We start from the raw sequence: 25,461 nt of genomic DNA, 5'->3' as shown, positions 1-25,461 counted from the left end.
AGGAGACCACCGTGAACAGCCAGCAACCGCTCGACCCACACGCCCTGGGCCGCGTGCACCTCATCGGCATGGGCGGGGCGGGGATGTCCGCTGTGGCCCGGCTTCTGCTCGCGCGCGGGGTGCCCGTGAGCGGCTCGGACGCGAAGGACTCCGCGGGGCTGCGGGACCTCGAGTCGCTCGGGGCCACGGTGTTCGTGGGCCAGGACGCCGCCCACGTGGCCGGTGCCTCCACGGTGGTGGTCTCCACCGCCATCCGGGAGCAGAACCCGGAGCTGGCCGCCGCGCGCGGGGCCGGGCTGCGCGTGCTGCACCGCTCGCAGGCGCTCGCGGCCGCGATGCACGGGCGCCGCGTGATCGCCGTGGCGGGCACGCACGGCAAGACCACCACCAGCTCCATGACCGCCGTGGCCCTGCGCGCCGCGGGGCTGCGGCCTTCGTGGGCCATCGGCGCCCACGTGGCGGACCTCGGGGCGAACGCGGGCTTCGACGCCGGCGAGTGGTTCGTGGCCGAGGCCGACGAGTCGGACGGCTCGTTCATGGCCTACCACCCCGAGGTGGCCGTGGTCACCAACGTGGAGCCGGACCACCTGGATCACTACGGCAGCGCGGAGGCGTTCCACCGGGCCTTCGACGAGTTCTCCGACACCATCCGGGAGGGCGGCACCCTGGTGGCGTGCGCGGACGATCCCGGCGCGGCCCGGCTGGCCGAGCGGCGTCGTACCCGCGGCGGTGCGGTGCTCAGCTACGGCACGGACCCGGGGGCGGACGTGGTGCTCTCCGAGCTGACCCCCCACGGCACCGGCACCACGTGCCGGATCGGCTTCCCCGTGCCCGGCGGGCGGCGGGAGGCCCTGCTGGAGCTGGCCGTGCCCGGGGCCCACAACGCCGCCGACGCCGCGGCGGCCTTCGCCGCGGGGTGCGCCGCGGGAGCGGACCCGGAGCAGCTGCTCGCGGGGCTCGCGGACTTCCACGGCTCCGCGCGGCGCTTCGACCTCAAGGGCGAGCAGGGCGGGGTGCGCGTCTTCGACGACTACGCCCACCACCCCACCGAGGTGGCCGCCGCGCTCGGTGCCGCCCGGGACGTGGCCGGCGGGCGCCGGGTGCTCGCGATCTTCCAGCCGCACCTGTACTCCCGCACGCGCGAGTTCGCCGAGGCGTTCTGCCGCGCCCTGGAGCTCGCGGATCTCGCGTGCGTCACGGACGTCTTCGGGGCCCGGGAGCAGCCCGAGCCCGGGATCACCGGGGCCACGATCACCGGCCACGCGCGCAACGGGCGCGTGGTCTCCACGCCGGCCACCCGGGAGGCGGTCGAGGCCGTGGTGGCGCGCGCCGAACCCGGTGACGTGGTGATGACCGTGGGCGCCGGGGACGTCACGACCCTCGGCCCGCAGGTGCTCGCGGCCCTGGCGCGGCACTGATGGCACGCTCGACACCCCCGCACCAGCCGCCGGCGGACGGACGCGGCACCCCCGCGGGGGACGACGACGCCGCCCGCGCGCCTCTCGGGGATTCCGCCGCCTCCGGGGAGGGGGCCGGGCTCCGTGCTGGCTCCACGGCGTACGGCTCGTCCGTACCGGGCGCCGAACGGGGCGGTCCGGGCGGTCGCCTTCCCGAGGACGTGCGGGGCGCCGAGGACAGGGGCGGGTCCGAGACCCCGCGCGTGCACGTCAACGACGGCTCCAAGGTCTCGCGCGTGGACCCGGGTCAGCTCGAGGCCGTGCCCGAGGCCGGGGGACGCTTCTCGAGCTGGCGAGCCCGACGCCGCGCAGCGCGGGCCGAGGACGCCGCGGCCGCGGACGGCGCGGGCCAGGCGGGTCCCGAGCCGGGGGAGGGCGGCTCCACGGTGCTGCAGTTCCCGCCCAGCCCGCACCGCACGCGTCGCCGCCGGCGCCTGCTGACGCTGCTCGTGTCCCTGCTGGTGCTGCTCGCGCTCGCGGTCGCGGTGTTCTTCTCCCCGCTGTTTGCCACCCGCACGATCGATGTGCAGGGAGCCCGGGTCACGGACCCCCAGCGCGTGCAGGACGCACTGTCCGGGTACCAGGGCGTGCCCATGACCCGGATCTCCGCGCAGGACGTCAAGGACTCCGTGGGCGACGTGCCCCAGGTGAAGTCCGTGGACGTGGCCTTCCGGCCGCCCCACACGATCTCCGTGCACCTGCACGAGCGCGTGGGGGTCGCGGTGGTCAAGGACGGCGCCAACCTGGTGCTGGTGGACTCCGAGGGCAAGCCGCTGGACACGGTGCCCGCCGAGCGCCGCCCGGACGTCCCCCTGGTCGACGGCGGCCGCGACGTGCTGAGCACCCAGAAGTTCCAGGACGTCTCGGACGTCCTCGCGGCCCTGCCCGCGGACGTGCTGGCCCGCCTCGACAGCGCCGCGGCGCCGTCGGGTTCCGCCGTGGAGCTGACCCTGAAGGACGGCAAGAAGGTCGTGTGGGGGGACGCCCGCGACAGCGAGGTGAAGTCCCAGGTGGTGGCCGCGCTCGTGAACTCCCACACGGTGGACGGGGCCACGGAGATCGACGTGTCGGCCCCCGGCCACCCCGTGGTGAAGTAGCGCCGGTGATTCGCAGAAGATTCCAGTGAATCTTTAAACCTGCGGCTGACCTGGGCGGATGTGGCACACGCCGGTAACACGTGGGAATATGATAGGGACAACGCGTCGGGGCTTGTTATCCTTGGGCGCAACGGAAGTGCATCCCCCGGCGGACCGCATTTCATCCAAGTTTCACGTAAGACTCAAGACTTTTCCCGACAGATACCATCCCCGCAAGCCCACGCGAGTTAGGTGCATATGGACTCCTCAACCCCCCAGAACTACTTGGCCGTCATCAAGGTGGTCGGCATCGGCGGCGGCGGTGTCAACGCCGTGAACCGCATGATCGAGGAAGGCCTGCGCGGCGTCGAGTTCATTGCCATCAACACGGACGCCCAGGCGCTGCTGATGTCCGACGCGGACGTCAAGCTCGACGTCGGCCGCGAGCTGACCCGCGGCCTCGGTGCCGGGGCCAACCCGGACGTGGGGCGCCAGGCCGCCGAGGACCACGAGGAGGAGATCCAGGAGGTGCTCAAGGGCGCCGACATGGTCTTCGTGACCGCCGGCGAGGGCGGCGGCACCGGCACGGGCGGCGCTCCCGTGGTGGCGCGCATCGCCCGGTCCCTGGGTGCGCTGACCATCGGCGTGGTCACCCGTCCGTTCACCTTCGAGGGCCGCCGCCGCTCCAACCAGGCGGAGAACGGCATCGAGACCCTGCGGGACGAGGTGGACACGCTCATCGTGATCCCCAACGACCGCCTGCTATCCATCTCGGACCGCAACGTCTCCATGCTGGACGCGTTCAAGTCCGCGGATCAGGTGCTGCTCTCGGGCGTCTCCGGCATCACCGACCTGATCACCACCCCCGGCCTGATCAACCTGGACTTCGCGGACGTCAAGTCCGTGATGCAGGGCGCGGGCTCCGCGCTCATGGGCATCGGCTCCGCGCAGGGCGAGGACCGCGCCGTGAAGGCGGCGGAGCTCGCGATCGCCTCGCCGCTGCTGGAGGCGTCCATCGACGGCGCCCACGGCGTGCTGCTCTCCATCCAGGGCGGCTCGGACCTCGGGCTGTTCGAGATCAACGAGGCCGCCCGCCTGGTCCAGGAGGTGGCCCACCCGGAGGCGAACATCATCTTCGGTGCCGTGATCGACGACGCCCTGGGCGACCAGGCGCGCGTGACCGTGATCGCCGCCGGCTTCGACTCCGTGTCCCAGGAGACCAACGCGAACAACTCCTCGCCGGCGCAGCGCCAGGCGGAGAGCACCCGTGCCGCGTTCGGCGGGGACGCCTCCCGTCCGTCCGGGCTGGGCCGTTCGCCCCAGCGCGGCGGCAACTCCTACGGCGCTCCGGCCGCAGGCTTCGGCTCGCGCCAGGGCCAGGGCCAGGACGACGACATCCCCGACGACGCCGGGTTCGACGTGGACCTGCCCGCCGAGGCGGACGCGCCGTCCTCGTCGAACACCTCCGCGCGCAAGGACTCCCTGGACTTCCCGGACTTCCTGAAGTGACGCGGCGGGTGCCGAGCACCCGCATCCCACCGCGGACCGGACCGGTCCCGGCGGCCACCCGCGAGGTGGTCCCCGGGCGTGACCCGGATCCGCCCGAGCAACGGGGTGACCGCCCGAGTGGTGGTCACCCCGTTGACGTTCCCGCCCGCGGGCGGACCGATCCAGAGGAGGACCCGATGTGGTTCCGCACCGAGCACGACGCCGTGGGCGTCGCCTTCACGAGCGTCGCGGAGGGGAACCTGGCTGCCCACACGGGTGACGAGCCCGCCGAGGTGGCGCGGCGGCGTCGTGACCTGGAACGGGTGCTGGGATCGGGACCGGTGCGCTACGTGCGACAGGTGCACGGCACCGAGGTCGTGGACGTCACCGCCACGGACGTCCCGGACACCGCACCCGAGGCGGACGCGGCGGTGAGCACGGACGGCACCCCGCTGGGGATCCTCACCGCGGACTGCCTGCCCGTGGTGCTCGTGGGGCGCGGCGAGGGCGGCCCGGCACCGCTGCTCGGGGTGGCACACGCCGGGCGCCGCGGTCTGCTGGACGGTGTGCTGCAGAACGCCGTGCACGCCCTGCGCGAGCGGGGGGCGCGGGAGGTCACCGCGTGGATCGGGCCCGCCGTGTGCGGGTCCTGCTACGAGGTGCCCGAGGCCATGGCGCAGGATGCCGAGCGGTCCCTGCCGGGCATCGCCACCACCACCTCGTGGGGCACCCCGGGGCTGGACCTGCCCGCGGCCGCGCGGGCGGTCCTCGAGGCGCACGGCGTGCGGATCGACCCGGCGTGCGACGACCGCCGGGCGTGGTGCACGCTCGAGCACCCGGACCTCTTCTCGTACCGCCGGGGCGCCACCCCGGGACGCATCGCGGGCCTCGTGTGGCCCCTGGCCAGGAAGGAGCACGCGTGAGCGAGCACCACGACCCCGACGCCGTGAACCACGAGCCCGGATCCCCCGGGAACGACGTCCGGGGGAACGATGTCCACGAGGGGGGCCCTGCCGAGAGCGGTGCACGGCGCACCGCCGAGCTGGCCCAGCGGCTGTCCGCCGTGCGGCGCCGGATCCTGGACGCGGCGGCCCAGCGCCCCGAGGACCGCTCCCACGGCGGTGAGCTGCCCTCTCTCGTGGTGGTCACCAAGTTCTTCCCCGCGCAGGACGTCCTGCGGCTGCGCGAGCTGGGCGTGCGCGCCGTGGGGGAGAACAAGGACCAGGAGGCGGGACCCAAGGCCGCGGAGGTGGCCGAGGAACTGGCCCTGCGCGAGCCGTCCGTGACCCCGCCCGTGTGGCACTTCGTGGGCCAGCTGCAGTCCAACAAGGCCAAGCACGTGGTGCGCTACGCCTCCTGGGTGCACTCCGTGGACCGCCCCTCGCTCGTGACCGCGCTCGGGAAGGCGGTCCGCAACCACCGGGACGCGGTCGCCGCGGGGGACGCCGCACCCGGTCCGTGCGCCACCCGGGACCTCACGTGCCTCGTGCAGGTGGACGTGGACCCGCACGCCGCCGAGCAGGGCGGCCGCGGGGGAGCGCACCCGGACGCCGTCGCCGAGCTCGCGGACGCGATCGCGGGCACCGAGGGCCTCTCCCTGGGTGGTGTGATGACCGTGGCACCGCGCGGGGCCCGCCCCGAGGAAGCCTTCGAACGGCTCTGGGAGATCTCCCAGCGGCTGCAGCGCCGGCACCCGGACGCGCGTGCCGTCTCGGCCGGGATGAGCGGTGACCTGGAGGCCGCCGTGGGGGCCGGTGCCACGCACGTGCGCATCGGCTCCGATGTCCTCGGGGCCCGCCCCGCGGTGCGGTAGCGTTGTGCCGGACGACATGCGGGCCGATGCACGTCGCCCCCCGCTGAAGGAATCGAGGAGAGAATATGGCCGGAGCGCTGCGTCGCACCATGGTGTATCTCGGGCTGGCCGAGAGCGACGACGAGTACATCTCCGATGAAACCCCCCGCCCTCGGGACACCCCCCAGAGCGCCGGCGGCTCCTCCGCCGCCGTGAGCGAGAGCGGCAGCACCTCCGTGGCGCGCCGTTCCCCCGAGTACAGAGCCCCCGTGACCCCCATCAAGCGGGCTCCCAGTTCCCGAGAGGACGAGAACGAATTGCGCACCATCACCACCGTGCATCCCCGGTCCTACAACGACGCCAAGTCGATCGGGGAGGCCTTCCGGGACGGGACCCCCGTGATCATGAACGTCTCCGACATGGGCGAGGCCGAGGCCAAGCGGCTCGTGGACTTCGCCGCCGGCCTCGTGTTCGCCCTGCACGGTTCCATCGAGCGCGTCACCGCCAAGGTGTTCCTGCTGACCCCGTCCTTCGTGGAGGTCCGGGACCAGGGCCACAGCGACGACATCGACGAGGAGCCCGCGTCCCTCGAACAGGTCGAGGGCTGACCCGTGCACCTCGCGCTGTCGATCGTCTACCTGGTGGTCCACGTCCTGTACATCGCCCTGCTGGGGCGGCTCGTGCTGGACTGGGTCCAGATGTTCGCGCGCGGGTGGCGGCCCCGGGGCGTGGCCCTGGTGGCGGCGTCCACGATCTACTCGCTGACCGATCCCCCCATGAACGCCCTGCGCCGGCTCGTGCCGCCGCTGCGCTTCGGCGGGGTGGCACTGGATCTGGGCTTCCTGATCCTGGTGTTCGTCATCAGCATCCTGCAGTCTCTCGTGGCCGGTCTGCTGCTGCGGGTGTGACTATCATCGGGGCCGGGGCACGGTTGTATATCCTGGGTCCGAATCCCTCCGCCGGTCGAGGGGCGCCTGAACGGGCCCGGATGCGCCGAGCGGTTCCAAGTCCAACACGAGGAGCGAGAAGATCTCATGGCTTTGACAGCAGAAGACGTCATCAACAAGCGGTTCCAGCCCACCAAGTTCCGTGAGGGCTACGACCAGGACGAGGTCGACGACTTCCTCGACGAGGTGGTCGTGGAGCTGCGTCGGCTGAACCAGGAGAACGAGACCCTGCGCAAGCAGGTGGAGACCCTCGGCGGGCAGCCCGAGACCGCGTCCGCCGACGAGACCGGCCACGCCGCCGGCGCCACCACGGTCGCCGCCTCCCAGTCCACCGCGCACGATGACGCCGCTTCGGTCTCCGAGCCCGTTGCCGCTCCCGCCGAGGAGACCACCCCGGTGGAGACCACGAGCGCGGCCACGAGCGCCGCCCCCGCCCCGGCGACGTCGCCCACCGGCACCGCGGCGTCGGACCCCGCCACGGCCGAGTCCTCGCAGTCCGCCGCAGCGGTGCTCGCCATGGCCCAGAAGCTGCACGACGACTACGTCTCGCAGGGCCAGGCCGAGCGTGAGCGGCTGATCACCGAGGGCCGCACCCAGGCCGACCACCTCGTGGCCGAGGGCAAGCGCACCAAGGAGCAGACTCTGTCGGCGCTCGAGACCGAGAAGGTGGACCTCGAGGCGGCCGTCGCGCAGCTGCGCACCTTCGAGGCTGACTACCGCAGCAACCTCAAGAGCTTCCTCAACGGGCAGCTGCGGGACCTGGACAACACCGGTTCGCTCGCGCCCACGGACGCCTCCAAGGCCGTGACCGGCAAGCGCACGGGCACCAAGTAAGCGCGTGACCGATCACGCACCCGCAGCGGTGGCCCCCGTCCTCGGACGGACGGGCCGCCGCTGCGCCGTTGCCAGCCTCTTCGTGGCCGCCGCCCTGCTCGCCGCAGACCAGCTCGTCAAGCTCTGGGTGGTCCACCACCTGGCCGTCGGGGAGCAGCACCCGGTGGTGCCCGGCCTGCTGTGGTGGGAGCACATCCGCAACAGCGGAGGCGCGTTCTCGCTGGGCTCCGGGTCCACGTGGTTCTTCACCCTGGTGATGGCGGTGGTGGCGGTGCTGATCCTGTGGACGCTGCGCCGGGTGCGCGATCCCTGGTGGGCCGTGGCCCTGGGGCTCGTGCTCGGCGGCACGCTGGGCAACCTCGCGGACCGGCTGTTCCGGGATCCCGGCTTCGGTGTGGGCCACGTGGTGGACTTCATCGCCGTGCCGCACTTCGCGATCTTCAACGTCGCTGACTGCGGGGTGGTCACGGGCATCGCCCTGGTGCTCGTGCTGATCGTGACCGACCGTGACCTGGAGGCGTCCCGTGACCGCTGAGCGCACGCGCCCCACGGGTTCCGAGCCGCAGTTCGACACCACCCGCTTCACGGTCCCCCCGGAGCAGGACGGACTGCGGCTCGACGCCGCCGTGGCCGCCTGGACGGGGCTCTCCCGCTCGGCGGCCGCGCAGCTGTGCGCCGAGCAGCGCGTGAGCCACCGGGGCAGCCCCGTGGCCAAGTCCCACCGCGTGGCGGTGTCCGAGACGTACACCGTGGAGGTTCCCGTCCCGGAGGACCCGCACCGGATCGCGCCGCAGCACGTGCCGGACCTGCGGCTCGTGCACGTGGAGCCCTCCTACGTGGTGGTCGACAAGCCCGCCGGTGTCGCGGCGCACCCCTCACCGGGGTGGAAGGGGCCCACGGTGGTCGGTGCCCTGGCCGGGGCGGGGATCTCCGTGGCCACCTCGGGCGCTCCCGAGCGGCAGGGGATCGTGCACCGTCTGGACGTGGGCACCTCCGGGCTCATGGTGGTGGCCCGGGAGGAGGGCGCCTACTCCCAGCTCAAGCGGGCGTTCAAGGAGCGCACGGTCACCAAGGTTTACCACGCGGTGGTCCAGGGCATCCCGGACCCCCTGAAGGGGACCATCGACGCCCCCATCGGACGCCACCCGGGCCACGAGTGGCGCTTCGCGGTCATGGAGGACGGGCGGAACTCGGTGACCCACTACGAGGTGCTCGAGGCCTTCGGGCGTGCCTCCCTGGTGGAGGTGCACCTGGAGACCGGGCGCACCCACCAGATCCGCGTGCACTTCAGTGCCCTGCAGTACCCGTGCTGCGGGGACCTCACCTATGGCGCGGATCCGGCCCTCTCCGCCGGGCTGGGGCTGACCCGGCAGTGGCTGCACGCCAAGCGCCTGGGCTTCACGAGCCCCGCCACGGGCCAGCACGTGGAGTACGAGAGCCCGTACCCCACGGACCTCGCCTACGCCGTGGAGACGCTGCGCGAGGGCGGACCCCGGCTGTGACGGATCTCCGCCCGCCCGCGGGCGGGGACGTCGGAGCCGCGGCCTAGAATGGCCGGGTGACTTCGGCGACCGGCAAAAAAGGCTTCACCCATCTCCACGTGCACACCGAGTACTCCATGCTGGACGGTGCCGCGCGCCTGAACGACCTCTTCGAGGAGTGCCACCGGCTGGGCATGGACTCCCTGGCCACCACGGACCACGGGTTCGTGTTCGGGGCTTTCGACTTTTGGAACAAGGCCCGCGCGGCCGGGATCAAACCGATCATCGGCGTGGAGGCCTATCTCACGCCGGGCACGGCTCGCCAGGACCGCACGCGCGTGAAGTTCGCGGACGGCGGGCGGGACGACGTCTCCGGTGCCGGCGCCTACACCCACATGACCCTGCTCGCGCAGTCCAGCGAGGGCATGCAGAACCTCTTCCGCGCCTCCACCAAGGCGTCCCTGGAGGGTCAGCTGTACAAGCCCCGCATGGACCGGGAGCTGCTGAACCAGTACGGCAAGGGGCTCATCGCCACCACGGGCTGCCCGTCCGGGGAGGTGCAGACCCGGCTACGGCTGGGCCAGTACGACGAGGCCGTGAAGGCCGCGGCGGAGTTCCGCGACATCTTCGGCGCGGAGAACTTCTACTGCGAGCTCATGGACCACGGGCTGGGCATCGAGAAGCGCGTGACCCAGGACCTGCTGCGCCTGGCCAAGGAGCTCAACCTGCCCCTGGTGGCCACCAACGACCTGCACTACACCCACGCGGAGGACGCCAAGTCCCACGCGGCGCTGCTGTGCGTGCAGTCCGGCTCCACCCTGCAGGACCCCAAGCGCTTCAAGTTCGACGCGGACGAGTTCTACCTCAAATCCCCCGAGCAGATGCGCGAGCTGTTCCGGGACTTCCCGGACGCGTGCGACAACACCCTGGAGATCGCCGAGCGCTGCGAGGTGGAGTTCGACACCTCCGCCAACTACATGCCGCGCTTCCCCACGCCCGAGGGGGAGGACGAGACCTCGTGGTTCATCAAGGAGGTGGAGAAGGGGCTGCACTACCGCTTCCCGGAGGGGATCCCGGACGACGTCCGCGAGCAGGCGGAGTACGAGAAGAAGATCATCATCCAGATGGGCTTCCCCGGCTACTTCCTGGTGGTCGCCGACTTCATCAACTGGTCCAAGGACAACGGCATCCGCGTGGGCCCGGGCCGTGGTTCCGGTGCCGGTTCCATGGTGGCGTACGCCATGCGCATCACGGAGCTGAACCCCCTGGCGCACGGGCTGATCTTCGAGCGCTTCCTCAACCCGGACCGCGTGTCCATGCCCGACTTCGACGTGGACTTCGACGACCGCCGCCGCTCCGAGGTGATCCACTACGTCACGGAGAAGTACGGGGACGAGCGCGTGGCCATGATCGTCACGTACGGCACCATCAAGGCCAAGCAGGCGCTGAAGGACTCCTCGCGCGTGCTGGGCTACCCGTTCTCCATGGGGGAGCGGCTCACCAAGGCCATGCCGCCGGACGTCATGGGCAAGGGCATCTCCCTGCAGGACGTCTACGACAAGGACGCCAAGCGCTACGACGAGGCCGGCGAGCTGCGCGAGGTCCTCGAGGACGACCCCGAGTCCATGAAGGTCTTCGAGACGGCGCAGGGCCTGGAGGGGCTCAAGCGCCAGTGGGGTGTCCACGCCGCGGGCGTGATCATGTCCTCGGACCCGCTGATCGACATCATCCCGCTCATGCGCCGCGAGCAGGACGGGCAGGTGATCACCCAGTTCGACTACCCCACGTGCGAGGGCCTGGGGCTGATCAAGATGGACTTCCTGGGGCTGCGCAACCTCACGATCATCTCCGACGCCCTGGAGAACATCGCCCTCAACCGGGACGGCTTCGTGCTGGACCTGGAGCACCTGCCCATCGACGACCCCGGCTCCTACGAGCTGCTGGCCCGCGGGGACACCCTGGGCGTGTTCCAGCTGGACGGCGGGCCCATGCGCCAGCTGCTCAAGCTCATGCGCCCCGACAACTTCGAGGACATCTCCGCGACCATCGCCCTGTACCGGCCGGGCCCCATGGGCGCGAACTCCCACACCAACTACGCGCTGCGCAAGAACGGTGCACAGGAGATCACCCCCATCCACCCCGAGCTGGCCGAGCCGCTCGAGGACATCCTGGGCACCACGTACGGGCTGATCGTGTACCAGGAGCAGGTGATGGCGATCGCCCAGAAGGTCGCGGGCTACTCGCTGGGCCAGGCGGACATCCTGCGCCGCGCCATGGGCAAGAAGAAGAAGGCCGAGCTGGACAAGCAGTACCAGGGCTTCCACCAGGGCATGGTGGACCGTGGCTACTCGGAGGCCGCGATCAAGGCCCTGTGGGACATCCTGCTGCCGTTCTCGGACTACGCGTTCAACAAGGCGCACTCCGCCGCGTACGGTCTGGTCTCCTACTGGACCGCGTACCTCAAAGCGCACTACCCGGCCGAGTACATGGCGGCGCTGCTCACCTCGGTGGGCGACGACAAGGACAAGCTGGCCATGTACCTCACCGAGTGCCGCCACATGGGCATCACGGTGCTGCCGCCGGACGTCAACGAGTCGGAGCTGAACTTCACCCCTGTGGGCACGGACATCCGCTTCGGCATGGGAGCGGTGCGCAACGTGGGCGCCAACGTGGTCCAGGCCATGGTGGACGCTCGCAACGAGCAGGGGAAGTTCACGTCCTTCAACGACTTCCTGGCCAAGGTCCCGGCGGTGGTCTGCAACAAGCGCACCATCGAGTCCATGATCAAGGCCGGCGCGTTCGACCAGCTCGGGCACACGCGCCGCAGCCTGGTGATGTGCCACGAGCAGGCCGTCGAGGACGTCGTGGCGCAGAAGAAGAAGGAGGACAACGGCGAGTTCACGTTCGACATCTTCTCGATGGGCGGTTCCGAGGACGACGAGCAGGAGACGTTCTCCGTGGAGGTCCCGGACGTCCCCGAGTGGGAGCGCAAGGACCTGCTCGCCTTCGAGCGCGAGATGCTGGGCCTCTACGTCTCGGACCACCCGCTGCGCGGTCTCGACGACGCCCTGGGCCAGTACACGGACACGGCCATCGCGCCGCTGCTCACCGAGGAGAACACGCGGCCCGACGGCGCCGTGGTCACCATCGGCGGCATGATCACCTCCCTGTCCCGCAGGATCGCGAAGTCCTCCGGCAACGCCTACGCCCGGGTGGAGCTCGAGGACCGCTCGGGCTCGATCGAGGTGATGTTCTTCGGCAAGGCGTACGCGCCGATCGCGGGGGTGCTCGCGGAGGACCTGATCTGCGTGATCAAGGGACGCATGCAGCGCCGCGACGACGGCTCGATCACCATCTCTGCGCAGGAGCTCACGGTGCCCGAGCTGAGCGTGGACGGCTCGTCGGGGCCGGTGTGCGTGGCCCTGCCCGAGCACCGCGCCACGGAGGCCACCATCCGTCAGATCGGGGAGGTGCTGCGCAACCACAGGGGCGATTCCGAGGTGCGGATCCACCTGGACACCCGGCGCAGCATCCAGGTGATGCGGCTGGGCCCGGAGTACCGGGTGAACCCGTCACCCGCGCTGTTCGGAGACCTCAAGGTGCTGCTGGGGCCCGCCTGCCTGGAGGCCTGAACAGCCTCGAGGCTGGAGCGCGCCATGTTCCAGGCGCCACGAACGGGGCCCGGCCCCGCGCTGCAGGACCCGTCTCGCACCGGGGTCACGTGCACCGTGTCCGCCCGCCCGCTCACCGATCCGCCGACACCCAGGTGGGTATCGAGAGCGGGCGTGGACGGCGGTGGCCGGAGCCCGCGATCCGGACCGACCACGCGTCTGCCACGGGCGGGCCGTGCGCGGGCGTCCCGGGCTGTTTTGACGCGCGATTGTAGACTGGCACGGTGAACGTGCAACCCCAGAGCTCCCCGTCCTCCGGCCCCGACCGCGCCCACCTGCGGGTCATCGACCTGCGCGGGCAGCACCTGGGCTGGGACGAGCTGCGGGGCGTGGTGCCGCGCCAGGCGGCGTCGTCGGTCTCCGCGGCCGAGGACACCGTCCGGGGGATCATCGAGGACGTCCGCGCGCGCGGGGCGGACGCGCTGCGCGAGCTGGCCCACCGGTTCGACGGTGTGGAGCAGCAGCGCCTGCGCGTGGGCCCCGAGCAGATCGAGCGGGCCGTTGCGGAGCTGGCCCCGGAGGTCCGGCGCGCCCTGGAGACCGCCATCGCCCGCACCCGGGCGTTCGCCGAGGCCCAGCGCCCGCGGGACGTCGAGGTGGAGGTGGCACCCGGGGCGGTGCTGCGCCACCGCTGGACCGCGGTGCGCCGCGCGGGCCTCTACATTCCCGGGGGACTGGCCGTGTACCCGTCCTCCGTGGTGATGAACGTGGTGCCGGCCCAGGCCGCGGGCGTGGAGTCTGTGGTGCTGTGCTCGCCCCCGCAGAAGGAGTTCGGCGGTCTGCCGCACCCCGTGATCCTGGGGGCGGCCGGGCTGCTCGGCGTGGACGAGGTGTGGGCCGTGGGCGGTGCCCAGTCCCTCGCGGCCATGGCCCTGGGTGTGACGGACGGCCAGGACGTCCTCGAGCCCGTGAACACCCTCACCGGCCCCGGCAACATCTTCGTGGCCACGGCCAAGCGCCAGCTGCGCTCCCTCGTGGGGGTGGACGCCGAGGCGGGGACCACCGAGATCGCCGTCCTCGCGGACGACTCCGCGGACCCGCGCTACGTGGCCGCGGACCTGATCTCCCAGGCGGAGCACGACCCCGCGGCGGGCTCGGTGCTCATCACCGACTCGCCCGGGCTGGCCCGAGCCGTGGAGCGCGAGCTCGACCGGCAGGTTCCCGCGGCACGGCACCGTGAGCGGATCGCCACGGCCCTGGGCGGTCCGCAGTCCGGGGTGGTGCTCACGGACGGGCTGGAGCAGTCGATCGCGGTTGCGGACGCGTACGCCGCGGAGCACCTGGAGATCCACACGCGCGACGCCCGCGCGGTGGCCGCACGGGTCCGCAACGCCGGGGCCATCTTCGTGGGCCCGTACAGTCCCGTGCCGCTGGGGGACTACGCCGCCGGCTCCAACCACGTGCTGCCCACGGGCGGCACCGCGGTGTTCGCGTCCGGGCTGCAGGCCGCATCCTTCATGAAGGCCGTGCAGGTGGTCGAGTACACCCGCGAGGCGCTCGCCGAGCTGGAGGGGGACATCGTGGCCCTGTCCGGCAGCGAGGACCTGCCCGCGCACGGGCGCGCCGTGACCATCCGCTCGGAGGACCATGACGGCGGGGACGCCCGCGGCGCGGAGGGGTCCGTGCGCGCCACCGCCCCGGGCCCCACGTCCGGGGCGGACGACGACGCCGCGTCCCGCGCGGGTGACGCCGGCCGCCTCTCGGGGGCGCCCGGCACCGGATCCTCCGACACCCACGGGAAGGGCTGAGCCGTGCACTGTCCGTTCTGCCGCCACAACGACTCCAAGGTGGTGGACTCCCGCACCTCGGACGACGGCACGTCCATCCGTCGCCGCCGCCGCTGCACCGAGTGCGGCCGACGCTTCTCCACGCTGGAGACCACGTCCATCTCCGTGATCAAGCGTTCCGGGGTCACCGAGCCGTTCGACCGGCAGAAGATCGTCAACGGCGTGCGCAAGGCTTGCCAGGGCCGGCCCGTGAGCGAGGACGACCTCGCGATGCTCGCGCAGGAGGTCGAGGAGTCCATCCGGGCGTCCGGCAGCGCCGAGGTGGAGGCGCACGACGTGGGCCTGGCCATCCTGCCGCCGCTGCGCCGCCTGGACGTCGTGGCGTACCTGCGCTTCGCGTCCGTGTACCAGGCCTTCGAGGACCTGGAGGACTTCGAGCGGGCCATCGACGTGCTGCGGGACCAGCAGGCCGAGCTGGCGGGCCAGCAGACGCTCGTTCCCCCCGCCGCACGCTCCGCCGCTCCGGCACGACGCCGCTCGGGCCGCAAGGACGCGCCCGCCACCCCCGCGGGACCGGCCGGCACGGCAGCGGCGGCGAACAGCACCGAGGAAGCACACGTCGGCGCCGGGGAGGCAGGAACCAGCGCCGCGGAGGCACAAGCCAGCGCCGCCGAGGCGTCAGCTGGTGCCGACAACGCGTCGGCTGGCTCTGGGGAGCCGTCGGCCGGAACCGCAGACACATCCCCCCGGGCTGCACCGGGGTCCAAGGGCACGTCCCGCAGGAAAACATCCGATCGGTCGGCGTCCGGCGCCGCGGAGGGTGATGACGCACCGGAGGGGGCGGGCGGCAGGTCCGCGGCCCCGCGGCGTCGTCGTACGAGGAAGCCGGCCGAGACCGTCACCCAGCCGCGGCTGCTCTGAGGCCCGTGGGGCGGCGTCGTCGCAGGTTAGCGTGGAGGACGGCGACCCGTCGCGGGGTGTGCACTGCTACTGTCGGGTCGTGGTGACGAAGCAGATGACCCCCGCCCCCGGGACGCAGCCGGTCGAGATCGTGCCGGCGTCCCCCTCCGACGCCGCGGGTGCCGCGGCCACGCTGGCCGAGGCGTTCGCCGGTGACGCCCACGTGCTGGGCCTGCTGCCGCGCGGCGAGGTGACCGGCTCGCTCACGCGGCTGTGGCGCCGGATCGTGCACGAGACGTTCGAGGCCGGCGGGCACGTGTACCTGGCGGTGGGGGAGGACCGCTCCCGGCCCGAGGGCGTGGCCCTGTGGGAGGCGCCCGAGAGCAAGGTGCACCTGTCCCAGATGCTGCCGGGGCTGCTGTCCTACGCGCGCGTGTTCCGCGGCCGCATTGCCGATGCGTTCATCACCGAGTTCCTCACCCAGCGCGCCCACCCGCGCGCTCCGCACTGGTACCTTAAGGCGCTGGGGACGCTGCCCCGGGCGCAGGGAACGGGGATCGGCACGCGGCTGCTCGAGGACCGCCTCGTGGCGATCGACCGGGAGCACGCGGGGACGTACCTCGAGGCCTCCACCGAGCGGCTGGTGCCCTACTACGAGCGTTTCGGATTCGCCTCCCGCGGTCCTGTCCCGTGCCGGGGCACCGTTCCCGCGGTGGGCATGTGGCGCCCTCCCGCCGTCTGACGAGGTGCGCGGCGGCACTGGTTCGGCCGGGACACCGCGCCGTGGTGCCGCGACGGCACGGGTGCCGGAGTCAGGCCGTGGGCGGCGCGGGAGGCACCCGGGGCGGCGTGCGGCGAGCCGTGCCCAGTTCGACCGCCGCCGCAACGAAGGCCGCCAGCGCGGACGCGCACGCGCCCAGGACGGCGAACTCTCCGACCTCCCCGGTCCTCTGCTCGGAGAGCCCCCACCACTGCAGGGCGCTGGGGGTCGTGGTTCCGCGGGTGTCCTCGACCTCGCCCACCGTCAGTGCCAGGACCACCAGCAGCAGCCAGTGGACCGGCAGGAAGACCGTGGTCCACACCCCCGCGGCGCAGGGCCGCACCAGGCAGGCCCGTGCCGTCACGAGAACCGCCAGCACCATGCCCACGAGCCACATCACGGGCACGCCGACGAGGAGGTGGACGAGCGTGAGGAGCCCGTGGAGTCCGAAGGCCGGCCTCAGGACGAGGACCAGTGGCGGGAGCCCCAGGACCACGGGCCACACGAGCCAGGCCACGAGCCGCTGCAGGACGGATGCCGGGCGGGCACGTCTCCTCGACGAACGGCCCGGCCGCCAGGGAGCCACCGGGGCGGGCGCGGGGCTGGTCACGAGACCGGTCCTGCGCAGGCCGGAGGGATGACGCCGCCCGCGTGCGCCAACGCTGATCCGTCCGTCACGCGCGGGCTCGTGACGGCCCAGCGCGTGGCTGCCCTGCTCCGCGGTGACCGACCGAGGCGCTCACCCGTGCAGTGCGGGGCGGGCCCGAGCCGGGGCGCCCGGTCGTGATTGTCTCCCATCCGTCCACGGGCTCAAGCTAGCCAGGTTGGCAGGAGCGGCAACAGGGATCGCGCCCGGCTGTGGAGGACGCGGCTGGCGTCGGCGAAGCCCGCCGCGGACAGATGCATCGAGGATGCAGCACGCCCCGCTCGTCCGAGGACGGGCGGGGCGTGCACCGGTGGGCCCTGCCGGGATCGAACCGACGACATCTACGGTGTAAACGTAGCGCTCTACCAGCTGAGCTAAAGGCCCGGGGATCGGGTGGGCACGACTGGAGCAGCTGCCAGCACCCGATTGGGAGTCAGCCTACCGTTCGGTCGGGTTCTCGCGCAGGGGCGGCGCGGTGAGCTTGCACACGTGGCGCTCACCCGGGGCTCCGCGGTTTGACACCGCAGCGTCACCGGGGGTTAAAATGACGGTGCAGCACGCGGGAGACCGCAGTGTTCACCAGGGGACGCTGGTGCGCTTGATCGCTTTCGAGCGTGACAGATACGGCGGTTCGATTCCGTCGGTCTCCACCACACGGACAGCCCCGGAACCACCAGGTTCCGGGGTTTTCTCGTGCCCGCGGCCGCCCGGTGTCCGGGACGGCTGCACCGTGTCCCCGCGGGTGCGTAGGCTGGGGACATGGCTGCAGAAAACAAAGCTGATATCGGTGTCACCGGCCTTGCCGTGATGGGCGCCAACCTTGCCCGCAACTTCGCGCACCACGGCTACACCGTGGCCCTGCACAACCGTTCCGTGGCGAAGACGGACGCCCTGATCGAGGAGCACGGCTCCGAGGGCGAGTTCATCCGCACGGAGACCATGCAGGAACTCGTGGACTCTCTGGAGCGCCCACGCCGCGTGCTGATCATGGTCAAGGCCGGCGCACCCGTGGACTCGGTCATTGAGCAGCTCACGCCGCTGCTGGACGAGGGCGACATCATCATCGACGGCGGCAACTCGTACTTCCAGGACACCCGGCGCCGTGAGCGCGAGTGCGCGGAGAACGGGCTGCACTTCGTCGGCGTGGGCGTCTCCGGCGGTGAGGAGGGCGCGCTCAACGGCCCGTCCATCATGCCGGGCGGCTCGGAGGAGTCCTACAGGACCCTGGGCCCCATGCTCGAGGACATCTCCGCCAAGGCGGACGACGGCGCTCCGTGCTGCGCGTGGATCGGCACGGACGGCGCGGGGCACTTCGTGAAGATGGTGCACAACGGCATCGAGTACGCGGACATGCAGGTGATCGGCGAGGCCCACGAGCTGCTGCGCTCCGTGGCCGGGCTCGAGCCGGCCGAGCAGGCGGACGTGTTCGACCGGTGGAACACCACCGAGCTGTCCTCCTACCTCATCGAGATCACCGCCCAGGTGCTGCGCCAGGTGGACCCGAAGACCGGCAAACCGTTCATCGACATCGTCGCGGACGCCGCGGGCCAGAAGGGCACCGGGCGCTGGACCGTGCAGGAGGCCCTGGAGCTCGGTTCCCCGGTCACCGCGATCGCCGAGTCCGTGTTCGCGCGCGCGCTGTCCTCCTCGGAGCCCGCGATGCGCAAGGAGGCCCAGGAGGTGCTGCCCGCGGGCATCGGGGACACCACGGAGGACGTCGTGAAGGACCCCGGGTTCGTGGAGGACGTCCGCAAGGCGCTCTACGCCTCCAAGCTCGTGGCCTACGCCCAGGGCCTGGACATGCTCACCATGGCTGGACGCGAGTACGGCTGGACCCTGGACCTCGCCACGATCGCGAGCCTGTGGCGCAACGGCTGCATCATCCGTGCCGATCTGCTCAACGTGATCATGAAGGCCTACGAGGGTGACAAGGCCCCGCTGAACCTGCTCTTCGCGCCCGAGTTCGTGAATTCCATTGAGGACGCCCTGCCGGCGTGGCGTCGCGTGGTCGCCCGCGCGGTGGAACGCGGCATCCCCGCCCCGGTGTTCTCCTCGGCGCTCGCATACTACGACGGCCTGCGTCGCCCGCGTCTGAACGCCGCGCTGACCCAGGGTCTGCGCGACTACTTCGGCGCGCACACCTACAAGCGCATCGACGATCCCGAGTCCAGCTTCCACGTGCTGTGGAGCGGGGACCGTTCCGAGGTCGTCTCCTGATTGTGCAGCTCAGAGACCAGAGCTCGGCGCCCTGACGCACTGGCAGCGGGCCGGTTCCTCCGACGAGGAACCGGCCCGTTCTCGTCGTGGGTACACGGCCCCGGGTAACGGCGTCGCGGGGTCTCGTCCCGGCGCCAGGCTCCCATGGGGTCCGTGCAGCGAAAAGACGCCCGTTCCCCGACAGGGGGAGCGGGCGCCGTCGTGGTGGCGGGAGGGGAGCTCTCAGATCCACATGGCGGGGTCGATGTAGGTGGCCGGGTCCACGAGCGGCTCCTGCTTCTCCGGTGTCCTGCGGCGGACCTTGCCGGGGATGCCCGTGACGATGGAGTCCTCGGGGACGTGCTTGACCACCACGGCGTTGGCGCCCACCGAGGAGTCGTGGCCCACGGTGAGCGGGCCGAGGATCTTGGCCCCCGCGCCGATGGTGACCCGGTCCCCGATGGTGGGGTGGCGCTTGACTGGCTCCAGCGAGCGGCCGCCCAGCGTGACACCGTGGTAGATCATGACGTCCTCGCCGATCTCTGCCGTCTCCCCGATCACGACCCCCATGCCATGGTCGATGAAGAAGCGGCGGCCGATCGTGGCCCCCGGGTGGATTTCCACTCCAGTGGCGAAACGCGCGACCTGGGACACGGTGCGGGCCAGCAGCCGCCGCTCGGGCTTCTGCCACAGCCGGTGGGAGAGCCGGTGCGCCCAGATGGCGTGCAGCCCGGAGTAGTTCAGCACGATCTCCACGGCGGAGCGCGCCGCGGGGTCGTGGGTGCGGGCCGTGTCGATGTCCTCGCGGAGTCGGCGCCAGAAGCTCACGTGAAATTCCCCTTCGGTGGTGGACCGGCAGACCGGTCCATTGTCCCAGGTCGGCGGGCCGTGCACGCCGCGCCCGAGTGCCGGGCGCGGGGCCGGGAGGCGGTGAAAGTGACGAACGGGTGCCCGGGGCGCGCCGGTGAGGGTGCAGGCCCCGGGCACCCGCAATGCCCGTTGGTGGGTGCGATCAGCCCCGGATGTCCTCGTAGAGGATGGTGGAGATGTAGCGCTCGCCGAAGTCGCAGACCACGGCCACGATCAGCTTGTCGCGGTTCTCGTCCTTCGCAGCCTCCTGCAGGGCGGCCCACACGATGGCGCCGGAAGAGATGCCTCCGAGAATGCCCTCCTTGGTGCCGAGGTCGCGTGCGACCCTCACGGAGTCCTCCACGGTGACGTCGTAGACGTCGTCGTAGACCTCGCGGTCCAGGACGTCCGGCACGAAGTTGGCGCCGAGGCCCTGGATCTTGTGGGGCCCGGCCTTGCCCTCGGTGAGCAGCGGGGAGTCGGAGGGCTCCACGGCGATGAGGCGCACGTCCGACTTCTGCTCGCGCAGGTACTTCCCGACGCCGGAGATGGTGCCACCGGTGCCGACGCCCGCCACAAAGACGTCCACCTGCCCGTTCGTGTCCTCCCAGACCTCCGGACCCGTGGTCTCGTAGTGCACCTGGGGGTTCGCGGGGTTGGCGAACTGGCTCGCGAGCACCGCGTTCTCGGTGGTGTCCACGATCTCCTGGGCCTTGTCCACCGCGCCGCGCATGCCGTCCGCGCCGGGGGTCAGCACGATCTCCGCGCCGTAGGCGCGCAGCATGACGCGACGCTCGGTGGACATGGTCTCCGGCATGGTCAGGATGACCTTGTAGCCGCGGGCCGCACCCACCATGGCGAGCGCGATGCCGGTGTTGCCGGAGGTGCCCTCCACGATCGTGCCGCCGGGCTTGAGCTGGCCGGAGGCCTCGGCCGCGTCCACGATGGCCTTGCCGATGCGGTCCTTCACGGAGTTGGCGGGGTTGTAGAACTCGAGCTTGACGGCCACGTTGCCGGGGAGGTCGTTGTCGAGCCGGTTCAGCCGGACCAGGGGGGTGCCCCCCACGATCTCCGTGACGTCGTTGTAGATGGTGCCCATGGCGTGTCTCCTGTTCGGTGGTATCGCGTTCGCGGCATGCGGGTGCCGCGGACCGTACGGGGATTCCGTGTCAGCGTAGTCGCGACGAGGCGTGGGATCTCAGTCCGTGAGCCACGCGGCGTAATGTTTGCGGACCTTGGCCAGTTTGGGGTTGATGATCACCTGGCAGTATCCGTTGAACGGCTGGTTGCCGTAGAAGTCCTGGTGGAAGTCCTCGGCCTCGTGCAGGGGGCCCAGGGGCTCCACCGTGGTGACCACGGGGTCCTCGAACAGCTCCTGCGCGCGGGCGATCGCGGCCTCGAAGGTGCGCCGCTGCTCGTCGTCCGCGGGGAACATCGCGGAGCGGTATTGCGTGCCCACGTCGTAGCCCTGGCGGTTCAGCGTGGTGGGGTCGTGGCCCGTGAAGAACAGGTCCAGGACCACCTCGGCGGGAACCACGTCCGGGTCGAAGGTGACTTCCACGGCCTCGGCGTGCCCGGTGGTGCCCGAGCACACGCTCTCGTAGTCGGGGTGCGCGGTGTGCCCGCCGGTGTACACGCTGCGGACCCGCTGCACGCCGCGCGTCCGGCGGTAGACGGCGTCGAGGCACCAGAAGCAGCCACCGGCCAGCACGAACGTCTGCGGTGCGGATGAAGTCATGCCTAGTACAACGCGCGGCACGTCAGAAGATTCCCGGGCGCGCCGCTGCGGGCCCTCCTAGGATGGGCTGCATGGACACCGCGCACCCGCCCAGCACCACTGCCACCCTGCAGGACGTCGTGGACGTCGCGGACCGCCTGTGGCCCTTCCGGCTGCAGGAGGACTGGGACGCGTCCGGGCTCGCCGTGGGCCGGCCCGAGCGGCCGGTGCGGCGCATCCACCTCGCGGTGGACCCGGTGGCCTCGGTGGTGGCGGAGGCGGTCGACGCGGGTGCGGACCTGCTGCTGACCCACCACCCCCTGCTGCTGCGCGGGGTCACCTCGGTGGCCGCGGACGGCTTCAAGGGCCGCGCGATCCACGACCTCGTCGAGGGCGGCTGCGCCCTGCTGAGCTGCCACACCAACGCCGACGCCGCGCGCCGCGGCGTCTCGGACGCGCTGATCGCCGCGTGCGGTGTGAACCCCGACGACGCCGCACCGCTCGTCCCGGACGCCGCGGACCCCCGCGTGGGGCTGGGTCGGGTGGGCACCCTGGAGCACCCCGTGACGCTCGCGGAGCTCGCGGAGCGTCTCGCCCTGCGGATTCCACCCGCGGTGCAGGGCCTGCGCGTGGCGGGGGAGCCGGGGCGGCGGATCGGCACGGTCGCGGTGTGCGGCGGATCGGGGGACTCGCTGTTCGACACCGTGCGCGCCCACGGCGCGGACGTGTACGTGACCGCGGACCTGCGGCACCACCCGGCGTCGGAGGCCCGGGAGCGCGCCCTGGGCCCGGGCGAGCACGGCACCCCCGCGCTGATCGACGCCGCCCACTCCGCGAGCGAGGCCCTGTGGCTGCCGTGGGCCGCGGAGGACCTGCAGCGGGCCCTGTCCGCACGGGGCTTCGAGGTGGACGTGCACGTGAGCACGCTGCGCACCGACCCCTGGGACTTCACGGTGCCGACCCCACCGGGCTGAGCCCGTCGGCACGGCCCCGCAGGCGGGACACCCCGGCTCGGCCCGCTCCCTGCCGGCCCGCGCACCGCCGCTCGGCCGGGAAGGCAGGGGAGGAGCGGGCTCCCGCGAGCACGTTCCCACCCGGCCCCGTCACCGGCCGCGCGCCCCGGGTCCACCCCGCACCGTCCGTCACCACCGAACCGGAGGAAGACTCCCATGGCTTCACCCCGTACGTCCCTGACCGCCCTGCTGGAGCTGCAGGCGGTGGACTCCCGCCTGCTCACCACGCTGCGCCGCGCGAAGGAGCTCCAGACCTCCGAGAGGGTGGCGGCTCTGATGACCCGCCGCACCCAGGCCATTGCCGCCGCCCGTGAGCTGGACGCCGCCGTGCAGCGCGCGCAGGAGGCCGTCCAGCAGGCCGAGCAGGCGGTGACCGAGATCCAGACGAGGATCGACCGGGACACCCAGCGGCTGAACGCGGGTGGAACGTCCAAGGACCTGATGGGCATCCAGCACCAGATCGACACGCTCACCGCCCAGCGGGACCGGGCGGAGGAGGAGCAGCTCGGCGCCATGGACCACGCCGAGGAGGTCGCCGCCGACCGGGAGCGCAAGCAGCCGCTGCTGCGGTCCGCGGACGCGGAGGCCCGCGCGGCGGTGGCCGAGCGGGACGCGGAGCTGGCGCGCCTCCAGGAGGAGCACGCCCGCCTGGGCGCAGAGCGCTCGCGGCTGGCCTCAGGCATCGCCGACGCCGCGCTGCTGGATCGCTACGACAGTCTGCGCACCGCGCGCGGAGGGGGCCGGATCGCCGTCGCCCGCTGGGAGCACGGGACGTGCGGGGCGTGCGGCACCCGGCTGAGCCCCGCGGACGCCGCGGCGCTGGAGGCCACCCCGGAAGCCACCGTCCCGCAGTGCCCGGAGTGCTCGGCGATGCTCGTGCTCTGACCCGCGGCCGTGACCCGGACACCGGCGAACGCCGCATCCGGGGACCCGCAGGCGCCGCGGGCGGCGACGTCTCCGGGAGCGCCTCGGGCGGGCGTGCGCGGACGCGGTAGGATCATGGCGGACAGGTGGGCCGGGCGACCGCGCGGCGTCGTCGTTCGCGACGGCGTCTCGAGGAAAGTCCGGGCTCCGCAGAGCAGGACGGTGGGTAACACCCACTCGGGGAAACCCGCAGGACAGTGCCACAGAAAACAGACCGCCCGCCGCGAGCGGGTCAGGGTGAAAAGGTGGTGTAAGAGACCACCAGCGCGCCGGGTGACCGGCGCGGCTCGGTAAACCCCGTCCGGAGCAAGGCCATGCAGGGCGCGTTCGAGGGCTGCTCGCCCGAGCGTCCGGGTAGGCTGCTCGAGCCGTGCGGCAACGCACGGCCTAGATGGATGGTCGTCACCGCGGTGCGGGCAACCGGCCGCGGCACAGAACCCGGCTCACAGGCCCACCTGTCCACCACACCCCCGTGCCTGGAAGGCGGCACTGCGGGTGCGCGCGGGTCCCTAGACTCGTGGGGTGCTCATTCTGCTCCCGCCCTCCGAATCGAAGACCGCCCCCGCCGCCGGTGAGCCCCTGGACCTCACCTCCCTCTCGCTGCCCGAGCTCACTGAGGCCCGTGACGGGCTCGCGGACGAGCTCGCGGCCGTGAGCGCCCGCCCGGACGCGCTGGACGTGCTCGGGGTGGGCCCCTCCCTGGCTGATGACGTCGCCCGCAACCGGTGCCTGCGCACCGCACCCGCCGCACCTGCCCTGGAGGTCTACACCGGGGTGCTCTACGACGCCCTGGACGCGGGCTCGCTGCCGCCAGACGCGCGGCGCATGGCGGAGGACTCGGTGCTGGTGGTCTCAGCGCTGTGGGGTGCGGTGCGTCCGACGGACCGGATCCCGGCGTACCGCCTGTCGATGGGGGCCGCGCTGCCCGGCACCGGCAAGCTCGGGACGTGGTGGAAACCCCGGCTCACCCCGTTGCTGGACGCACTCGCCGCCCACCGGGTGGTCGTGGACTGCCGGTCGGCGGCCTACGCGGCCGCGTGGGCCCCGCCCGCGCCGCGCACCGTCACCGTGCGCGTGGAGCAGCGCAGACCGGACGGCACCCGCTCGGTGGTCTCCCACCACGCCAAGCACACCCGCGGTCTGGTGGCACGGGCGCTGTGCGAGGCCCGGGCCGCAGGCGCGGCGCTGGAGACGGTCGAGGACGTGCGGGACGCCGTGGCCTCCCGCTGGGAGGTGGAGCTGCGGCAGCCTGCGGGCCGGAAGGCTGGGGTGCTGACCGTGGTGCTGGACCCGCAGTGACCCTCGGGTGCGTGCGCGACGGTGCGTCCGCGACAGCGCGGCTGCAACGGTGCGTTCGTGTCGGTGCACCGACAGCGCAACGTCCCCGGGAGCACCGCCCGGATGCCGGAGTCAGTGGCCGAACGGGTCCTCGTCCACGCCGGGAAGCCACGTGGAGTCCGTGCCCCACTCCTCGCGGCGGATGGCCTTGCGGGCACGGCGGCTCCACTTGGGGTTGAGACGGTCCACGTAGAGCTTGCCGTCCAGGTGGTCGTACTCGTGCTGCATCACCCGGGCGAACCAGCCGTTGGCCTCGAACGCCACGGGGTCCCCGTTCTCGTCCTGGCCGGCGATCCGCACCCAGTCCGCGCGCTTGAGCGGCCACGCCTGGCCGGGCACGGACAGGCAGCCCTCGGACTCCTCGTCCGGGTCCGGTACCACCTCGGAGATCTTCCCCGTGGTCAGCACCGGGTTGACCAGGGTGCCGCGCGGGGGGACGCCGTCCTCGTTCTCGTAGAGGTACGTGAAGATCCGCAGCCCCACCCCGATCTGGGGAGCCGCCAGTCCCACGCCGTGGGAGGCGTCCATGGTCTCGTGCAGGTCCGCGACCAGGGTGCGCAGGGCGGCGTCGAACTCGGTGACCCGCGCGGCGGGACGGTGCAGCACGGGGTGGCCGGAGATCACGATGGGACGGATGCTCATGCG

At 72.1% G+C, this 25,461-nt stretch carries 22 protein-coding genes, 2 tRNA genes, 1 other RNA gene and 1 pseudogene; 20 read left to right on the top strand and 6 right to left on the bottom strand.

Going from position 1 to position 25,461, the window contains the following annotated elements; genetic code table 11:
- Positions 1-11: 11 nt before the first annotated feature.
- The 14 genes and pseudogenes from murC to KRH_RS07205 all read left to right on the top strand — a co-directional run bounded on the left by murC (position 12) and on the right by KRH_RS07205 (position 16,115).
- Positions 12-1,418: a UDP-N-acetylmuramate--L-alanine ligase gene (gene murC, locus KRH_RS07270; protein WP_012398549.1), complete on the top strand. Its 1,407-nt coding sequence runs from the start codon at positions 12-14 to the stop codon at positions 1,416-1,418.
- Positions 1,418-2,554, top strand: a complete 1,137-nt coding sequence (locus KRH_RS07265; RefSeq protein WP_012398548.1) for a cell division protein FtsQ/DivIB — start codon at positions 1,418-1,420, stop codon at positions 2,552-2,554. The genes murC and KRH_RS07265 overlap by 1 nt, the downstream gene beginning before the upstream one ends.
- A 237-nt stretch (positions 2,555-2,791) precedes the next feature.
- Positions 2,792-4,042 (top strand): cell division protein FtsZ, encoded by a 1,251-nt coding sequence (gene ftsZ / locus KRH_RS07260; RefSeq protein ID WP_012398547.1) that lies wholly within the window; start codon positions 2,792-2,794, stop codon positions 4,040-4,042.
- A gap of 176 nt (positions 4,043-4,218) precedes the next feature.
- Positions 4,219-4,944, top strand: coding sequence for a polyphenol oxidase family protein (locus KRH_RS07255; RefSeq protein WP_012398546.1), 726 nt, complete (start codon positions 4,219-4,221; stop codon positions 4,942-4,944).
- Positions 4,941-5,834, top strand: a complete 894-nt coding sequence (locus KRH_RS07250; protein WP_012398545.1) for a YggS family pyridoxal phosphate enzyme — start codon at positions 4,941-4,943, stop codon at positions 5,832-5,834. The genes KRH_RS07255 and KRH_RS07250 overlap by 4 nt, the downstream gene beginning before the upstream one ends.
- A 65-nt stretch (positions 5,835-5,899) precedes the next feature.
- Positions 5,900-6,421: a cell division protein SepF gene (locus KRH_RS07245; RefSeq protein WP_012398544.1), complete on the top strand. Its 522-nt coding sequence runs from the start codon at positions 5,900-5,902 to the stop codon at positions 6,419-6,421.
- A 3-nt stretch (positions 6,422-6,424) separates the two neighbouring features.
- Positions 6,425-6,721: a YggT family protein gene (locus KRH_RS07240; RefSeq protein ID WP_012398543.1), complete on the top strand. Its 297-nt coding sequence runs from the start codon at positions 6,425-6,427 to the stop codon at positions 6,719-6,721.
- 126 nt (positions 6,722-6,847) lie between these two features.
- A complete protein-coding gene (locus tag KRH_RS07235; RefSeq protein WP_012398542.1) occupies positions 6,848-7,594 on the top strand; it encodes a DivIVA domain-containing protein in 747 nt (248 codons plus the stop codon).
- Positions 7,595-7,598: 4 nt separating this feature from the next.
- On the top strand, positions 7,599-8,129 hold the full coding sequence (lspA, locus tag KRH_RS07230; RefSeq protein WP_012398541.1) for a signal peptidase II: 531 nt from the start codon (positions 7,599-7,601) through the stop codon (positions 8,127-8,129).
- Positions 8,119-9,096, top strand: coding sequence for an RluA family pseudouridine synthase (locus KRH_RS07225; RefSeq protein ID WP_012398540.1), 978 nt, complete (start codon positions 8,119-8,121; stop codon positions 9,094-9,096). The genes lspA and KRH_RS07225 overlap by 11 nt, the downstream gene beginning before the upstream one ends.
- Before the next feature lie 116 nt (positions 9,097-9,212).
- Complete coding sequence (dnaE, locus tag KRH_RS07220; RefSeq protein WP_050738050.1) at positions 9,213-12,707, top strand: DNA polymerase III subunit alpha; 3,495 nt, start codon at positions 9,213-9,215, stop codon at positions 12,705-12,707.
- Positions 12,708-12,970: 263 nt separating this feature from the next.
- Positions 12,971-14,494: a histidinol dehydrogenase gene (hisD, locus tag KRH_RS07215; RefSeq protein ID WP_012398538.1), complete on the top strand. Its 1,524-nt coding sequence runs from the start codon at positions 12,971-12,973 to the stop codon at positions 14,492-14,494.
- A gap of 3 nt (positions 14,495-14,497) precedes the next feature.
- A pseudogene (nrdR, locus tag KRH_RS07210) lies at positions 14,498-14,956 on the top strand (transcriptional regulator NrdR); the annotation flags it as partial.
- 517 nt (positions 14,957-15,473) lie between these two features.
- Positions 15,474-16,115: a GNAT family N-acetyltransferase gene (locus KRH_RS07205; protein ID WP_226905869.1), complete on the top strand. Its 642-nt coding sequence runs from the start codon at positions 15,474-15,476 to the stop codon at positions 16,113-16,115.
- 70 nt (positions 16,116-16,185) lie between these two features.
- Here KRH_RS07205 and KRH_RS07200 read toward each other — a convergent pair whose 3' ends face one another.
- Together KRH_RS07200 and KRH_RS07195 are read right to left on the bottom strand one after the other, a co-directional pair.
- Complete coding sequence (locus KRH_RS07200) at positions 16,186-16,650, bottom strand: hypothetical protein (protein WP_105590510.1); 465 nt, start codon at positions 16,648-16,650, stop codon at positions 16,186-16,188.
- A gap of 440 nt (positions 16,651-17,090) precedes the next feature.
- Positions 17,091-17,163: transfer RNA gene (locus tag KRH_RS07195), tRNA-Val, on the bottom strand.
- Between the two features lie 178 nt (positions 17,164-17,341).
- On the opposite strand from KRH_RS07195, the gene KRH_RS12275 reads away from it, so the two are divergent.
- Both KRH_RS12275 and gndA read left to right on the top strand, forming a co-directional pair.
- Positions 17,342-17,432, top strand: a tRNA-OTHER gene (locus KRH_RS12275).
- Positions 17,433-17,538: 106 nt separating this feature from the next.
- The gene (gndA, locus tag KRH_RS07190) at positions 17,539-18,996 is read left to right on the top strand and encodes an NADP-dependent phosphogluconate dehydrogenase (RefSeq protein WP_012398534.1); all 1,458 of its coding nucleotides are present in this window, start codon (positions 17,539-17,541) and stop codon (positions 18,994-18,996) included.
- Between the two features lie 222 nt (positions 18,997-19,218).
- Here the strand turns inward: gndA and epsC are convergent, their stop codons facing one another.
- The 3 genes from epsC to msrA form a co-directional block, all read right to left on the bottom strand.
- Entirely contained in the window at positions 19,219-19,803 is a 585-nt protein-coding gene (gene epsC, locus KRH_RS07185; RefSeq protein WP_012398533.1) for a serine O-acetyltransferase EpsC, read from the bottom strand.
- A 184-nt stretch (positions 19,804-19,987) separates the two neighbouring features.
- A complete protein-coding gene (gene cysK, locus KRH_RS07180) occupies positions 19,988-20,923 on the bottom strand; it encodes a cysteine synthase A (RefSeq protein WP_012398532.1) in 936 nt (311 codons plus the stop codon).
- A 99-nt stretch (positions 20,924-21,022) separates the two neighbouring features.
- Positions 21,023-21,562: a peptide-methionine (S)-S-oxide reductase MsrA gene (msrA, locus tag KRH_RS07175; RefSeq protein WP_041297375.1), complete on the bottom strand. Its 540-nt coding sequence runs from the start codon at positions 21,560-21,562 to the stop codon at positions 21,023-21,025.
- A 71-nt stretch (positions 21,563-21,633) separates the two neighbouring features.
- Between msrA and KRH_RS07170 the strand changes: the two genes are divergently transcribed.
- The 4 genes from KRH_RS07170 (at position 21,634) to KRH_RS07160 (ending at position 24,777) form a co-directional block, all read left to right on the top strand.
- Complete coding sequence (locus KRH_RS07170; RefSeq protein ID WP_012398530.1) at positions 21,634-22,515, top strand: Nif3-like dinuclear metal center hexameric protein; 882 nt, start codon at positions 21,634-21,636, stop codon at positions 22,513-22,515.
- A gap of 195 nt (positions 22,516-22,710) precedes the next feature.
- Entirely contained in the window at positions 22,711-23,439 is a 729-nt protein-coding gene (locus KRH_RS07165; RefSeq protein WP_012398529.1) for a zinc ribbon domain-containing protein, read from the top strand.
- Positions 23,440-23,561: 122 nt separating this feature from the next.
- Positions 23,562-23,940, top strand: an RNA gene (gene rnpB, locus KRH_RS11875) — RNase P RNA component class A.
- 60 nt (positions 23,941-24,000) lie between these two features.
- Positions 24,001-24,777 carry a YaaA family protein gene (locus KRH_RS07160; RefSeq protein ID WP_012398528.1) on the top strand — a complete coding sequence of 259 codons (777 nt, stop codon included), beginning with the start codon at positions 24,001-24,003 and terminating at the stop codon, positions 24,775-24,777.
- Between the two features lie 111 nt (positions 24,778-24,888).
- On the opposite strand, the gene def is transcribed toward KRH_RS07160, so the two are convergent.
- Positions 24,889-25,458, bottom strand: a complete 570-nt coding sequence (gene def, locus KRH_RS07155) for a peptide deformylase (protein ID WP_012398527.1) — start codon at positions 25,456-25,458, stop codon at positions 24,889-24,891.
- Between the last annotated feature and the right edge of the window lie 3 nt (positions 25,459-25,461).

Origin of the sequence: Kocuria rhizophila DC2201 (assembly GCF_000010285.1) — a bacterium.
GTDB classification, from domain to species: Bacteria; Actinomycetota; Actinomycetes; order Actinomycetales; family Micrococcaceae; genus Kocuria; species Kocuria rhizophila_A.
This window is presented reverse-complemented; position numbering and strand designations above follow the sequence as displayed.

Bases quoted from the DNA above. Each gene is read 5' to 3' on its own strand.
- ftsZ (WP_012398547.1), top strand. From the start codon at position 2,792: ATGGACTCCTCAACCCCCCAGAACTACTTGGCCGTCATCAAGGTGGTC.
- cysK (WP_012398532.1), bottom strand. From the start codon at position 20,923: ATGGGCACCATCTACAACGACGTCACGGAGATCGTGGGGGGCACCCCC.
- KRH_RS07235 (WP_012398542.1), top strand. From the start codon at position 6,848: ATGGCTTTGACAGCAGAAGACGTCATCAACAAGCGGTTCCAGCCCACC.
- msrA (WP_041297375.1), bottom strand. From the start codon at position 21,562: ATGACTTCATCCGCACCGCAGACGTTCGTGCTGGCCGGTGGCTGCTTC.
- KRH_RS07165 (WP_012398529.1), top strand. From the start codon at position 22,711: ATGGCTTCACCCCGTACGTCCCTGACCGCCCTGCTGGAGCTGCAGGCG.
- def (WP_012398527.1), bottom strand. From the start codon at position 25,458: ATGAGCATCCGTCCCATCGTGATCTCCGGCCACCCCGTGCTGCACCGT.
- KRH_RS07255 (WP_012398546.1), top strand. From the start codon at position 4,219: ATGTGGTTCCGCACCGAGCACGACGCCGTGGGCGTCGCCTTCACGAGC.
- dnaE (WP_050738050.1), top strand. From the start codon at position 9,213: ATGCTGGACGGTGCCGCGCGCCTGAACGACCTCTTCGAGGAGTGCCAC.
- KRH_RS07170 (WP_012398530.1), top strand. From the start codon at position 21,634: ATGGACACCGCGCACCCGCCCAGCACCACTGCCACCCTGCAGGACGTC.
- gndA (WP_012398534.1), top strand. From the start codon at position 17,539: ATGGCTGCAGAAAACAAAGCTGATATCGGTGTCACCGGCCTTGCCGTG.
- KRH_RS07245 (WP_012398544.1), top strand. From the start codon at position 5,900: ATGGCCGGAGCGCTGCGTCGCACCATGGTGTATCTCGGGCTGGCCGAG.
- KRH_RS07265 (WP_012398548.1), top strand. From the start codon at position 1,418: ATGGCACGCTCGACACCCCCGCACCAGCCGCCGGCGGACGGACGCGGC.